Genomic DNA, 13,171 nt, shown 5'->3' with positions numbered 1-13,171 from the left:
GTTCCTCGGCACCGATGGGAGGCGGCTGTAATGCTGAACTACACGATCCGGCGCCTCATTGGCGCGATACCGACCCTGTTCATTATTTTGGCGGTATCATTTTTCATGGTGCGCATGGCACCGGGCGGTCCCTTCGACAAGGAGCGGAAAGTTCCGGCTGAAGTCGAAGCCAAGCTCATCCAGCAATATCATTTGGACGAACCTCTGCCGCAGCAATTCGCGCGCTATGTGGGCGGCCTTGCCCAGGGCGATTTCGGCCCTTCGTTCAAATACAAGGATTTCACGGTTTCCGAGCTGATCTGGCAGGGCTTCCCCACCTCGCTCGGCCTCGGCCTTTCCGCCATCGCCATCGCACTTGTCATCGGTGTGACACTCGGCATCTGGTCGGCACTGAGACAGAACAGCTGGATCGACTATATCAGCGTCGGGACGGCGATGTTGGGCATTGCCGTGCCCAATTTCGTCATCGCGCCCATCATGACGCTGGTCTTCGGCCTGATGTTGAATTGGTTGCCGGTCGGCGGTTGGGGCAAGCCCTCCAATTGGATACTGCCCATCATCGCGCTGGCCATCCCGCAGATCGCCGCCTTCACCCGCCTCACGCGCGGGTCGATGCTGGAAATCCTGCGCAGCAATTTTGTCCGCACCGCGCGCGCCAAGGGGCTCCCGGAAGTCATCACGCTGACTCGCCACGCCATCCGCGCGGCCTTGATGCCCGTCGTCTCCTATATGGGTCCGGCCATCGCCAATATCGTGACCGGTTCGGTCATCGTCGAGCAGATCTTCAGCATCCCCGGCATCGGCCGCTATTTCGTGCAAGGCGCCATCAACCGCGATTACACGCTGGTGCTGGGCGTCACCATCCTGTTCGGCGCCCTGGTCATCATCTGCAATCTGATTGCCGACATCTGTTACGGTTTGCTGGACCCGAAGGTGCGCTATGACTGATCTTGCCGCCCTCGCCGTCCAGCCGGAGGTCAAGGGGCGCAGCCTCTGGGTCGACGCCTATCGCCGCTTCTCGCACAACAAGGCGGCGGTGACGGGCCTCGTCATCCTGTTGCTCGTCACCATTGCCTGCTTCGGCGCCCCCTATTTCGGCCTCCATGATCCGGAAGAGGTCGATTGGTCGCTGGAATCCCTCAGCATTCCGCCCAATTTCGAGCTCGGCTATTACTTCGGGACCGACCAGAACGGCCGCGATCTGTTCGTCCGTACGCTGTACGGCGGCCAGGTCTCGCTGATCGTCGGCTTCGTCGCGACCTTGGTCAGCCTTGTCATCGGCACGCTGTGGGGTGCCACGGCGGGATTCTTCGGCGGCCGGGTCGACAATGTCATGATGCGCATCGTCGACATCCTCTATTCAATTCCGTTCGTCTTTTTCGTCATCCTGCTCACCGTCGTCTTCGGTCGGGACATGGTGCTGATCTATGTGGCGATCGGCGCGGTGAGCTGGCTCGACATGGCGCGCATCGTGCGTGGGCAGACGATCAGCATCCGCCGCAAGGAGTTCATCGAGGCGGCGCATGCGAGCGGTGTTTCCAACTGGCGCATCATCACACGCCACATCATTCCCAACTGCCTCGGCCCCGTCGTCGTCTACATGACCCTGACAGTACCGGCGGTCATTCTGACCGAGAGCTTCCTTTCCTACCTCGGGATGGGTGTGCAGGAGCCGGATTCCTCGTGGGGTACCTTGATCAGCGAAGGTGCGCGGTCGATGGATATCGCCCCCTGGGCCGTGGTCTTCCCCAGCGCCGTTATGGTGGTGACGCTGCTGGCGCTCAATTTCGTCGGCGACGGGTTGCGCGATGCGCTCGACCCGAAGGACCGGTGACGCGCCATGAGCAACGTTCTTGAAGTCACCAACCTCAACACAACCTTCTGGACACCGGAAGGCGACGTGAAGGCCGTCAACAACGTCTCCTTTGCCATAGCGCGCGGCGAGACACTGGGCATCGTCGGTGAGTCCGGCTCGGGCAAGAGCCAGATCTTCATGTCGATCATGGGTCTCCTTGCCAGCAACGGGAAAGCCACCGGGTCGGTCAAGGTGGCGGGTACCGAAATCCTGGGCGTGCCGACGGCGGAACTCAACAAGATCCGCGGCGCGCGCATGTCGATGATCTTCCAGGACCCGATGACGTCCTTGAACCCCTATCTCACCGTGCGCCGCCAGATGACCGAAGTGCTGATGACGCATAAGGGGTTGAGCGAGAAGGAGGCCGCCGAAACATCGGTCCGCCTGCTCGACCAGGTGCAGATCCCCGAAGCGCGGCGGCGACTCAACATGTATCCGCACGAATTTTCGGGCGGCATGCGCCAGCGCGTGATGATCGCGATGGCGCTGTTGTGCGGGCCGGAATTGCTCATCGCCGACGAGCCGACCACGGCCCTCGATGTCACCGTGCAGGCGCAGATATTGGATCTGCTGTCGCAGCTCCGGCGCGACAACGGCATGGCGATCGCGCTCATTACCCACGATCTCGGCGTCATCGCCGGGCTCGCCGACCGGGTCATGGTGATGTATGCGGGCGCCATCGCCGAGGAAGGCAGTGTGCGCGACATCTTCAAGCGGCCGCAGCACCCCTATACCGAGGGGCTGTTGCGGTCGATGCCGCGCCTCGATGAAACCGGCATCACGCGCCTGCAGACCATCGGCGGCCAGCCGCCCAATCTGCAGAACCTGCCCAGCGGCTGCACCTTCCGCGAACGCTGCCCCTATGCGGTGGAGCGTTGCATGAGCGAACGGCCGCATTTGCGTGACATCGGCGGCGGGCGCGCCAAATCCTGCCACCGCGATAACCTGATGGGAGATGCGGCATGAGCGCGCCCTTGCTTTCCGTCCATGACCTCAAGGTTCATTTCGATGTGGGCCGCAAGCGGATCTTCGGCGGCGGCACACCGGCCATCGTCAAGGCTGTGGACGGCGTCTCCTTCGATTTGAAGCCGGGCGAGACGCTGGGGCTGGTGGGCGAGTCCGGTTGCGGCAAGTCGACGCTCGGCCGTGCCGTGCTGCGCCTGTTGCCCCTGAAAGGCGGGCGCGCTGTGTGGCTCGGCCAGGATCTCGCCAAGCTCGAGCCCGAGGCGATGCGGTCTTTGAGACGCGAGATGCAGATCATCTTCCAGGACCCGCTGGCAAGCCTCAATCCGCGCATGACGGTGGGGCAAATCATTGCTGAACCGCTCATCACCTTTCAGCCCAATCTGAGCGGCGAGGAGGTGAAGGCGCGCGTCAAGGCGATGATGGCGAAGGTCGGTCTCCTCCCCAACCAGATCAACCGCTATCCGCATGAATTCTCGGGTGGGCAATGCCAGCGCATCGGCATCGCGCGCGCCATCATCAACAACCCGCGCCTCATCGTCTGCGACGAGCCGGTCTCGGCCCTCGACGTCTCGATCCAGGCGCAGATCGTCAATCTGCTGATGGATCTGCAGAAGGAGATGGGCATGTCGCTCATCTTCATCTCGCACAATCTCGCCATCGTGCGGCACATCAGCCACCGGGTGATGGTGCTCTATCTCGGCAAGGTGATGGAAGTGGCGGACCGGGATTCGCTCTATCGCAATCCCTTGCACCCCTATACCCAGGCGCTGAATTCGGCCGTGCCGGTGCCCGACCCAGAGATCGAGCAGAACAAGGCGCGCATCGTCCTCAAGGGCGACCTGCCATCGCCGCTCAATCCGCCCTCAGGCTGCCCGTTCCGCACGCGGTGTCCGCGCGCCACCGAAATCTGCGCGCAAGAGATGCCGGATTTGGTATCGGCGGGGAAGGATCACCTGGTGGCCTGCCACCATGCCGGACCGCCCAAGCTGAACTGAGCACATCCTTCAAAAAAGACGAAAGCCCGGGTCGAAGCCCGGGCTTTCTCATTCAGCAAATGCCGGCGGGCGGCATCACACCATCATGCCGACGGCACGCATGTAGATGTCGAGCAGTTCTTCCTGCTCCTGCCGGTCGTTCGGCTCCATTTTCCGGAGGCGGATGATCTGGCGCATGATCTTGGTGTCGAAGCCGGTGCCCTTGGCCTCGGCATAGACTTCCTTGATGTCGCCTGCGATGGCGGCCTTTTCCTCCTCCAGGCGCTCGATGCGCTCGATGAAGGATTTGAGGTGGTCGCCGGCAATGCCACCGGAATCAGCCATGAGTCTCTCCAATAAAGGCAGCCGCCCAGTCCGGGCGGATCGAATCGGGCCGGACTCTAGCCGCGCCCAACCAGGGGAACAAGACGCGAAAGGCTGTGGATAACGTGGATAGCGGGGCCATCTTGCGGCGGACTGCGGTTACGGGCAGAGTGCCGCCGCCTTCAGGTCCGGGATTCCCATGCCCCTTTCCCATATCGTGCTTGCCGTCTTCATCCAGATTCTCTGGGGACCGATTTATACGCTGGCCAAACCCGCGGTCGAGAACTGGTTCTCGCCCGTGCTCCTCGTCACCATCGTCTACGGTACCGTGGCGCTGCTGCTCTCGCCCTTCTACCCGCGGGCCAAAACGCCGCGAAAGACGCTGTTCCTCCTCGCCTTCTTCGGCGGCACCTTGCAGAGCACGGCGGTCTATTACGCCCTGATGCTGCTCCCCGCCTCGATGGCGGTGCTGTTGATGCAATTGTCGGTGCCCATCGCCATCGTCGCCTCCTGGGTACTGGGACGCGACAAGCCCAACCTCAAGAACGGGATCGGTGCAGCTTTGTGCCTGATCGGCGTTGCCGTCGTCATCGGCAAGCCCGATGCGACCTCGGCCTATCTCGGCATCTTCGCCATGTTGGTCTGTGTGACCTCTTGGGCCACCACCCAGGCCTTCATCCCGATCGTCGCCAAGGATCACGGCACGGCGCTCTATGCCGCCATCGCCCGCTATGCGACGCCGCAGATGATCGTGGCGGCCCTGCTGCTGGAAGGCCATTCCCTGCTGCCGACTATCGAAGCCATTCCGCTGCAGGGCTGGCTGGGGGTCCTTGGCATCGCCGCCTTCGGCTTCGCGCTTCCCTATTCGATCTGGTACTGGCTCCTCATGCGGCACCGGGTCGACGAGCTGACGCCCTTCACGCTGCTGATGCCGGTCTTCGGCGTCGTCACCGCCGCCTGGCAGCTGGGCGAGGAATTGTCGGAGGGGATCGTGCTGGGTGGCGGCATCATCCTCCTAGGCCTTGCTATCGTCGTCTGGCGTGGCCGCCCCAAGACCGCGAGCATTCCGCCCGCCCAGTGACGCCCAGCAACAACTGAAGCCGGTCATCTTTTCCTAACCCTTATCCTTAACAATGTCTTTGGAAACGGCTCTTATAGTGTCGCTTCGAGAATATCGGTCGATCGTCAAATAGACCGTCTGGGTCAGGAAAATGTCGGGAAAATCAACATGTTGGAGCAGTTTCGTGCCGGCTGCCGGCTTGGCTGTCCTCGGCATGGGTGCCATTTCGGTCGTGGCCGCCCTGCCGCAGGAAAATCAGCCCGTCGCGGTCTATAGCTGGCAGGGCGATGCTCTGGCGAGTGTCATCGCCGCCGGCGGCCGCCTGTTGGGGCCGGGCGGACTGCCCGGCTCGATCATCGCCATCGGCGACACGCCCGATTTCAATCATCGCCTTTATGCCGCCGGCGCCAGCCTCGTCTTGCGCGCCGATCCGGCCATGGGCTGCACCAGTTCCGAGAAGGAGCGCTCGTCATGAATTCGATCGATCATCTGCGCGGTCGCGTCGCCCGCATCCTGGCGGTCTATATCTGTCTGCACCTGCCGGTCGTCGCCTTGCTCGAATGGCTGGTCGGCGGCGGTGTCGGCTGGCTTTCGGGGATTGCGCTTGCGGTCAGCATCGCGGTCGGTGCTTACGCGCTGTTCAGCGCGGGAACCGGCCTGCAGCTCTTCCTTTCGGCGGCGCTCATGGTGATGATCGGCCTTCTGGTCGCGGCCATGGAGGGTCATCCGTGGCAGATCGACATCCACATGTATTTCTTCGCGGCACTCGCGATGCTGACGGCCTTGTGCGACTGGCGCGCCATCCTGACGGCGACACTGACCATCGCCCTTCATCACCTGCTGCTCAACTTCCTGCTGCCGGCAGCGGTGTTTCCGGGCGGCGGCAACTTCTTCCGGGTCGTGCTGCATGCCGTCATCGTCCTGATCGAGGCCGGTGTCCTGATGTGGATCTCGCAATATCTGGCGCAGGCGCTCACCCAGGCGAAGCAATCGCTGAGCGAGGCGGAAACGGCGCGCCACCAAGCCGAAAAATCAGCGGCACATGAGCGCGAGGCAGAAGCCCGCGCCAAGGACGAACAGCGCAAGGTTCTAGCCCGCATCGCCAGCGAATTCGAAGGGGCCGTGCAATCGGTCATCAACGAAGTGACGACGCGTACCGGCCAGGCCGCCAATCTGGCCGACGGCATGACCGGGGTCGCCCGCGAAAATGCCGCCAAGGCGGCGCAAGCGGCGGAGGCATCCGGTGCCACCACGGGGGACGCGCAGGCTATCGCCGCAGCCGCCGAAGAATTGACGGCGTCGGTCGGCGAAATCCAGCGCCAGGCGCAGCGCTCGACCGAGATCACCGCGCGGGCGGTGGAACAGGCCGGCCTTACTTCCTCGTCGGTCGCCGAACTGACCAGTGCCGCGCAGAAGATCGGCGACATCATCCATCTCATCAACGATATCGCCAGCCAGACCAATCTGCTGGCCCTCAACGCCACCATCGAGGCGGCGCGCGCCGGCGAAGCGGGCAAGGGCTTTGCCGTCGTCGCCGGCGAGGTCAAGTCCCTGGCCGGTCAGACCGCCAAGGCGACCGAGGAAATCTCCGCCCAGATCGGCGCCATCCAGGTCGCGACCAGCAAATCAGCCGAAGCGATCAAGTCGATCGCCGACATCATCGGCGAGATCAGCGGCATCGCACAGGAGATCAGTTCGTCGGTCGAGCAGCAGAACCAGGCGACGCGCGAGATCGCCAGTTCCGCCCAGAGCGTGTCGCTGCGTACCGGCGAGACGACGACCATCATCAGCAGCGTTCAAGCGGTCGCCCAAGATACCGGCAGTACGGCGACAGAGGTATCGAGCGCGGTGCAGAGCCTAGTCGCCCAGTCGGCCCACCTGCAGGAGGAAGTGCGGAAGTTCCTGCGCTCGCTCCCGACCAACTAACAGCAGGTCAGTGGGCAGGCTTGTTCTTCTCGAACGCCGCCTTCTTCTCTGCCGAAGCGTCGGACTGATACTTCGCCTTCCATTCGTCATAGGGCATGCCATAGACGATCTCGCGCGCGGCCGGATCGGCCAGTGCCACACCCTTGGCTTCGGCAGCTTCCCGATACCAGCGGGAGAGGCAATTGCGGCAGAAACCGGCGAGGTTCATGAGATCGATGTTCTGCACATCCGTCCGTTCGCGCAGATGCTCAACAAGGCGGCGGAAGGCCGCTGCCTCAAGCTCGGTCTTGGTTTTGTCGTCCATGTTCAAATCCCTTTAGAAGCGTACTGTTTCATCGATCAGCCGGTCGACCACCCGAGCGAGCGCCGCACGCGGCTCCAACCCTTCGGCAAGTGCCGCATTATAGACCGCCAGCTGCCGGTGTGCACTGGTGCCGCGGTCGAGAATGGTGCGGGCATGTTCCAGTTCCATCGAACAGCCGAAGAAGGCGGCATCCTCGGCCAACAGGTCGATCAATTCCTCGATCAAGTCGCGCATCGGCACGATGCGGCCCTTGCCGAAATCGACCAGCCCCTCGTCAAGCCCGTAGCGCTGCGCCCGCCAGCGATTCTCGTTGATCAACATCGCCGCATAGCGCCGCCAGCGCTGGTTGCCGCGCCGCAGCCGATAGAGCATGCGCAGGATGCAGCGATACATGGCAGCGATGCACAGCGTATCGTCGAGAAGCGTGCAGGCGTCGGATATCCGCATCTCGAGTGTGGGGAACCGTGAGGAAGGGCGCAGGTCCCACCACAACTTGCTGCCATCCTCGATGAGCCCGGCCTTCACCAGCACATCGAGGTGCCGCTGGAATTCGCCGAAGGAATCAAAGATCTCGGGCAACCCCGTGCGTGGCAGCTCGTTGAAGACAGCCAAGCGGTAAGATTTCAAGCCCGTATCCGCCCCGCGCCAGAAAGGCGAGGAAGTGGAAAGGGCGAGGAGATGCGGCAGAAAATAACTCGCCTGACTCATCAGATCGATGCGCAGTTCCGGGTCCTCGATCCCCACATGCACATGCATGCCGCAGATGAGCAGGCGTCGCACCGGACCGCCGATATCGCGGGCGAGCGCGTTGTAGCGCTCCTTGTCCGTGTGCTTCTGCCCGCCCCAATCGGCAAACGGATGAGTCGAGGCGGCGACGATCGCCAGATTATGCTGCGCCGTCACTTCGGAAAGGGTCGTGCGGAAGCGCTGCAGTTGTTCGCGCGCTTCGCGCAGGCTGCCGCAGATCCCCGTGCCGATCTCGATCTGTGAGCGCATGAATTCAGGACTGACATGGGGACCGAGAGCCGCCTGTGCCGCCTCGAACAGACCCGGATGCGGGTCAGCCACTAGATCCCGGCTCACCCGGTCGACCAGGAGATATTCCTCCTCGATCCCCAGCGTGAAGGCCGGTTCGCTCATTTTCGGGTCTGCGGAAAGATGTTGGTATCGATGAGGAGCCCTTTCAGCGCCGTTTCCAGCTTGGCCGCCCAGCGATTGACGCCTGCATCGTCACTGATGAGGTCCTGGCGAATCTCGATGAGAGCGTGCGGCAGCCCTTGCGCCTCGGCATGGGCGATGATGGAAAAGCCGTGCTCGTCGCGACCCGAATAGGGCTCGTTGTCACCGACCACCACATGGGGCAATTGCGCCAGCCGCTGCATCAGCGGAATAGGCAGACGCGGGTCGCGGTTCCACAGAACCCCGAAATGCCACGGCCGCTTGAAACCGTTCATGACCGGCGTGAAGCTGTGCAGCGATATGATCGCCGGCACCTGACCCGCATCGCGCTTCTTCTTGATGAGATCGGCGACCGCGTAATGATAGGGCTTGAATATCTCGTCGATGCGACGCGACCGCGCCTGATTGTCCAGCCCGCGATTGCCCGGCACGACGATGCGGTCTGATTCCTGCGCGATGGAAGTCGGATCGTCGAGGCGCCGATTGCAATCGATGACCAGCCGCGAATAGGAAGCGAGGGCACAAGGCGCGTCAAGATTGCGGGCCAGAATCGCCGCCACCTTGGCGATACCGATGTCCCAGGCGATATGCTGGCTGAGTTCTTCCGGCGTGAGGCCGAGTGCGCCGAGCCGACGTGGGATGGCACGGCCGGCATGGTCGCAGAACATGACCAGCGGCGCCTGACCGTTTTCATTGAAGAGCGTGAAGGGTGGCGGGTCGCCGGGACCCAGCAGTTTTTCCGAGGAAGAGCTATCCAAAGACATGGTCTCGCCATGCGTTGCGTGCATTTGACCCAAGGGCCGGGGCCAGCATAGAAGAGGCGGCCGCCGCTGTCACCCAAGCAACGATCCAATTTTCCCGCCAAATCACCATGCAAGCTGGCCGTTCCGCCGACAGATACGCCCTGCCCGTCCTCATCTTAGGGGCGGTCATGATCTCGTTCTCCGGCATCTTCGTGAAGCTGTCGGACGTCGGCCCGACCATGACCGGCTTCTATCGCATGTTCCTGGCCCTGCCCTTCTTCGCGATCTGGGTCCTCAGCCATCGGCCGGCACAGCGGACCGAAGCAGCCGACCGTCGGCGTGCCCTGAAAGTGACGGGCTTTGCCGGCCTGTCGCTCGCGGTCGATCTCATTGCCTGGCATTGGTGCCTGCAATTCGCGAGCGTCGCCGCGGCAACGTTGATGGGCAACACGGCGCCACTTTGGGTCGCAGCTTCCGGCTTTCTGATTTTCGGCGAGCGGTTCGGTCTGCGCTTCATCCTGGGTATGGCGGCAGCGTTCGGTGGTGTCTGGCTGCTGCTGGCCGGCGGCGAGAAGCCGCTCGACATCCACGACAGCCTGGCCTTCGTCCTGGGCATGATCGGCGCCATCACCTATGCGGGCTATCTGCGCGGCGGCAAGGAAGCACGCCGGCATCTTTCGACGGCTGAGGTGATGCTGTGGGGTTCCGCCACCGCAAGCCTTGTGTTGTTGCCGGTCGGCCTGCTGACTGAGGATAGGATCCTGCCCGAAACCTGGACCGGCTGGGGTGCCGTTTTGGGCCTCGCGCTGGTCAGCCAGACCATCGGGCAAAGTCTTATCAATTGGGCCGTCGCGCATCTGCCGGCCGCTTTCTCATCGCTGACCCTGCTCATCAACCCCCTGGCCTCGGCGGTCTTCGCCTGGGCCCTTCTCGGCGAAACCTTGGGGCCGTGGCAAATCCTGGGTGGGGTCATCGTCCTTTTCGGCATTTTCTGGGCAAAGCCTAGTCCCTCACAGCCCGCCGAATAGCACAATACCGGCGCATTGGGGCGCAAAGGCGTCGCCGGTTTGCTTGACCCGGTGGCGCCCCGATACCTATGGTCCGGACAATCATGACCAGAGGCATCAGCAGGGGAATGCCGTGAGCCAGACCGAGACCGAGATTCTGCGGCAGATCTTCGCCGCCGCCGTTGCCGCCGTCGACCCGCTGAAGATCCTGGCGCCGCACCTGCCGGCACGCCCGCAGGGCCGCGTCGTCGTCGTGGGCGCGGGCAAGGCTGCGGCTTCGATGGCAAAGGCAGTCGAAGCGGCCTGGAGCGGGAACATCGACGGGCTGGTGGTGACGCGCTATCAGCACGGTCTGCCTTGCCGTTCGATCGAAGTCGTTGAAGCCTCGCACCCCGTGCCGGACGCGCAGGGACAACAGGCGGCGCGGCGCATCCTGGAAAAGGTCCAGGGCCTCACAGCGGATGATCTGGTGCTTTGTCTCGTCTCAGGCGGCGCCTCGGCCCTGCTTGCCGTTCCGGGCGATGGCTTGGGTCTTGCCGACAAGCAGGCCGTCAACAAGGCGCTGCTGAAATCCGGCGCCAACATTGCCGAGATGAATTGCGTCCGCAAACACCTGTCGGCGATCAAGGGTGGCAGGCTCGCCGCCGCCGCGCATCCGGCCAAGGTCGTGACGCTGCTCATTTCCGATGTGCCGGGCGACGATCCTTCGGTCATCGGCTCCGGCCCGACCGTTGCCGATCCGTCGACCCGCGAAGATGCCATCGCCGTCTTCGCCAAGTACGGGATCGAGATGCCGCCGGCCGTCAAAGCCTATCTCGACAGCCCCGCCTGCGAGACGCCGAAGCCCGGCGATCCTCGCCTTGTTGGATGCGAAACGCGGATGCTGGGTACGCCGCAGGACGCGCTGGTGGCCGCCGCCAAAGTGGCGGAGGCTGCCGGTTATCGGCCGCTCATCCTCGGCGATCTTGAAGGCGAAGCCCGGGACGTGGCCCTGGTCCATGCCGGCATCGCCCGGCAAATCGCCAAGCACGGCCAGCCCGCGCCAAAGCCGGTTGCGCTCATTTCCGGCGGTGAAACCACCGTCACCGTCCGCGGCAAGGGCCGTGGCGGCCGAAATGCCGAGTTCCTGCTGGCTCTCGCGGTAGCCCTTAATGGTCATCCGGGAATTTTTGCGGCGGCTGGTGACAGCGACGGGATCGACGGCACGGAAGACAATGCCGGCGCCCTGCTCACACCCGACAGTATCGCACGTGCCGCCGATAAGGGCTTGAGTGCCAAGGCCATGCTGGCCAACAATGACGGCTATGGATTCTTTTCGGCCCTGGGCGATCTGATTGTCACGGGACCGACCCGAACCAATGTCAATGATATCCGCGTCATCCTGATCAAATAAGAAGAAAGAACCCGCGATCCATGAGACGTCAGCGCAAGGCAAAAATCGTCGCCACTTTGGGCCCGGCCAGTTCCTCGCAGGCCGAAATCGAAGCCCTGTTCCTCGCCGGCGTTGATGTCTTTCGCCTCAACTTCTCCCACGGCAGCCATGCCGACCATAAGAAGCGCTACGACATCATTCGCCATATCGAGCAGGTGACGAAGCGGCCGATCGGCGTGCTGGTCGATCTGCAGGGTCCCAAACTGCGTGTCGGCCAGTTCGAGAACGGCTCGATCACATTGGAGCCGGGACAGAAGTTCCGCTTCGACCTCGACGCCGCGCCGGGCGATCAACGCCGCGCGCCGCTGCCGCATCCCGAAATTCTGTCGGCGCTGAAGCCCGGCGTTACCCTGCTGCTTGACGACGGCAAGCTGCGCATGCGGGTCCTCAAGGCCGCCAAGGATGCGGCCGAGTGCGAGGTCGAGATCGGCGGCAAATTGTCGGACCGCAAGGGCGTCAATGTGCCCGACGTCGTGCTGCCGCTGTCGCCGCTCACCAAGAAGGACCGGACCGACCTCACCTTCGCTCTCGATCTCGGTGCCGATTGGATCGCGCTCTCTTTCGTGCAGCGGCCGGAAGACGTGGCCGAGGCGCGCAAGCTCATCGCCGGGCGGGCGCGCATCATCGCCAAGCTGGAAAAGCCTGCCGCCATCGAGAAGCTTGAGGAGATCGTCGACCTTTCCGACGCCATCATGGTGGCGCGCGGCGATCTGGGCGTCGAAATGCCGGCCGAGGATGTGCCGGGCCTGCAGAAGCGGATCATTGCAGCCTGTCGCCTTGCCGGCAAACCGGTCGTGGTGGCAACGCAGATGCTCGATTCCATGGTCAACGCGCCGACACCGACGCGGGCCGAAGCCTCGGACGTGGCGACCGCCGTCTATGACGGCGCCGATGCCGTGATGCTGTCGGCCGAGACCGCCAGCGGACAATATCCGCTGGAATCCGTCGCCATGATGAACCGCATCGCCGAACGGGTGGAACGCGATCCCTTCTACCGGCGCATCTTGGAAGCCCAGCGCCTGGATCACTCAGCCACGGAATCCGATGCCATCAGCCAAGCTGCGGCACAGGTGGCACAGACCCTGTCGGTGGCAGCCATCGTCAGCTACACGACATCGGGTTCGACGGGCCTGCGCATGGCACGGGAACGGCCGGCCGTCCCCATCATGTGCCTGACGTCTAAGCTGGAAACGGCGCGCAACATGGCCCTGGTCTGGGGTACGCATTGCGTGGTGACAGCCGATCTCAAGCGCTTTTCCGAGATGGCCGAAAAGGCGACACGCATTGCCCTGCGCGAGGATTTCGCCAAGGCCGGCGACCGCATCGTGGTGACCGCCGGCGTGCCGCTCGGCACACCGGGTTCAACCAACATCCTGCGCGTCGCCTGGGTCGAAGAATGAC

General features: G+C 63.3%; 14 protein-coding genes. 10 read left to right on the top strand and 4 right to left on the bottom strand.

Features of this window, described 5'->3' with window-relative positions; genetic code table 11:
• The first annotated feature begins 30 nt into the window (after positions 1 to 30).
• The 4 genes from oppB to ACE3PP_RS02150 are packed head-to-tail and all read left to right on the top strand — an operon-like array spanning position 31 to position 3,816.
• Positions 31 to 948 carry an oligopeptide ABC transporter permease OppB gene (gene oppB, locus ACE3PP_RS02165; RefSeq protein ID WP_374377533.1) on the top strand — a complete coding sequence of 306 codons (918 nt, stop codon included), beginning with the start codon at positions 31 to 33 and terminating at the stop codon, positions 946 to 948.
• Positions 941 to 1,834 (top strand): ABC transporter permease subunit, encoded by an 894-nt coding sequence (locus tag ACE3PP_RS02160; RefSeq protein WP_374377532.1) that lies wholly within the window; start codon positions 941 to 943, stop codon positions 1,832 to 1,834. The genes oppB and ACE3PP_RS02160 overlap by 8 nt, the downstream gene beginning before the upstream one ends.
• Before the next feature lie 6 nt (positions 1,835 to 1,840).
• Positions 1,841 to 2,821, top strand: coding sequence for an ABC transporter ATP-binding protein (locus tag ACE3PP_RS02155; RefSeq protein WP_374377531.1), 981 nt, complete (start codon positions 1,841 to 1,843; stop codon positions 2,819 to 2,821).
• The gene (locus ACE3PP_RS02150) at positions 2,818 to 3,816 is read left to right on the top strand and encodes an ABC transporter ATP-binding protein (protein WP_374377530.1); all 999 of its coding nucleotides are present in this window, start codon (positions 2,818 to 2,820) and stop codon (positions 3,814 to 3,816) included. The genes ACE3PP_RS02155 and ACE3PP_RS02150 overlap by 4 nt, the downstream gene beginning before the upstream one ends.
• A 75-nt stretch (positions 3,817 to 3,891) precedes the next feature.
• Here ACE3PP_RS02150 and ACE3PP_RS02145 read toward each other — a convergent pair whose 3' ends face one another.
• Positions 3,892 to 4,140 carry a DUF2312 domain-containing protein gene (locus ACE3PP_RS02145; RefSeq protein WP_374377529.1) on the bottom strand — a complete coding sequence of 83 codons (249 nt, stop codon included), beginning with the start codon at positions 4,138 to 4,140 and terminating at the stop codon, positions 3,892 to 3,894.
• 178 nt (positions 4,141 to 4,318) lie between these two features.
• On the opposite strand from ACE3PP_RS02145, the gene ACE3PP_RS02140 reads away from it, so the two are divergent.
• The 3 genes from ACE3PP_RS02140 to ACE3PP_RS02130 all read left to right on the top strand — a co-directional run bounded on the left by ACE3PP_RS02140 (position 4,319) and on the right by ACE3PP_RS02130 (position 7,105).
• Positions 4,319 to 5,200 carry a DMT family transporter gene (locus ACE3PP_RS02140; RefSeq protein ID WP_374377528.1) on the top strand — a complete coding sequence of 294 codons (882 nt, stop codon included), beginning with the start codon at positions 4,319 to 4,321 and terminating at the stop codon, positions 5,198 to 5,200.
• A gap of 163 nt (positions 5,201 to 5,363) precedes the next feature.
• On the top strand, positions 5,364 to 5,654 hold the full coding sequence (locus ACE3PP_RS02135) for a hypothetical protein (RefSeq protein WP_374377527.1): 291 nt from the start codon (positions 5,364 to 5,366) through the stop codon (positions 5,652 to 5,654).
• A complete protein-coding gene (locus tag ACE3PP_RS02130) occupies positions 5,651 to 7,105 on the top strand; it encodes a methyl-accepting chemotaxis protein (protein WP_374377526.1) in 1,455 nt (484 codons plus the stop codon). The genes ACE3PP_RS02135 and ACE3PP_RS02130 overlap by 4 nt, the downstream gene beginning before the upstream one ends.
• 7 nt (positions 7,106 to 7,112) lie before the next feature.
• Here the strand turns inward: ACE3PP_RS02130 and ACE3PP_RS02125 are convergent, their stop codons facing one another.
• Genes ACE3PP_RS02125 through ACE3PP_RS02115 form a run of 3 tightly spaced genes read right to left on the bottom strand, consistent with a single transcriptional unit; the run spans position 7,113 to position 9,352 of the window.
• Positions 7,113 to 7,409: a DUF1244 domain-containing protein gene (locus tag ACE3PP_RS02125; RefSeq protein ID WP_374377525.1), complete on the bottom strand. Its 297-nt coding sequence runs from the start codon at positions 7,407 to 7,409 to the stop codon at positions 7,113 to 7,115.
• 12 nt (positions 7,410 to 7,421) lie between these two features.
• Positions 7,422 to 8,549, bottom strand: coding sequence for a carboxylate-amine ligase (locus tag ACE3PP_RS02120; RefSeq protein WP_374377524.1), 1,128 nt, complete (start codon positions 8,547 to 8,549; stop codon positions 7,422 to 7,424).
• Positions 8,546 to 9,352, bottom strand: coding sequence for an N-formylglutamate amidohydrolase (locus ACE3PP_RS02115; RefSeq protein WP_374377523.1), 807 nt, complete (start codon positions 9,350 to 9,352; stop codon positions 8,546 to 8,548). The genes ACE3PP_RS02120 and ACE3PP_RS02115 overlap by 4 nt, the downstream gene beginning before the upstream one ends.
• 107 nt (positions 9,353 to 9,459) lie before the next feature.
• Here ACE3PP_RS02115 and ACE3PP_RS02110 point away from each other — a divergent pair, with 107 nt between their 5' ends.
• From ACE3PP_RS02110 to pyk, 3 genes are all read left to right on the top strand, one after another.
• Complete coding sequence (locus ACE3PP_RS02110) at positions 9,460 to 10,359, top strand: DMT family transporter (RefSeq protein ID WP_374377522.1); 900 nt, start codon at positions 9,460 to 9,462, stop codon at positions 10,357 to 10,359.
• A 112-nt stretch (positions 10,360 to 10,471) separates the two neighbouring features.
• Positions 10,472 to 11,731 carry a glycerate kinase gene (locus ACE3PP_RS02105; protein WP_374377521.1) on the top strand — a complete coding sequence of 420 codons (1,260 nt, stop codon included), beginning with the start codon at positions 10,472 to 10,474 and terminating at the stop codon, positions 11,729 to 11,731.
• A 20-nt stretch (positions 11,732 to 11,751) separates the two neighbouring features.
• A complete protein-coding gene (gene pyk, locus ACE3PP_RS02100; protein WP_374377520.1) occupies positions 11,752 to 13,170 on the top strand; it encodes a pyruvate kinase in 1,419 nt (472 codons plus the stop codon).
• Position 13,171 lies beyond the last annotated feature (1 nt).

The organism is Dongia sp., assembly GCF_041910485.1.
In the GTDB taxonomy this organism is placed as follows: domain Bacteria; phylum Pseudomonadota; class Alphaproteobacteria; order Dongiales; family Dongiaceae; genus Dongia.
The sequence above is the reverse complement of the archived record's forward strand: the minus strand, read 5'-3'. Positions and strand labels throughout refer to the sequence as shown.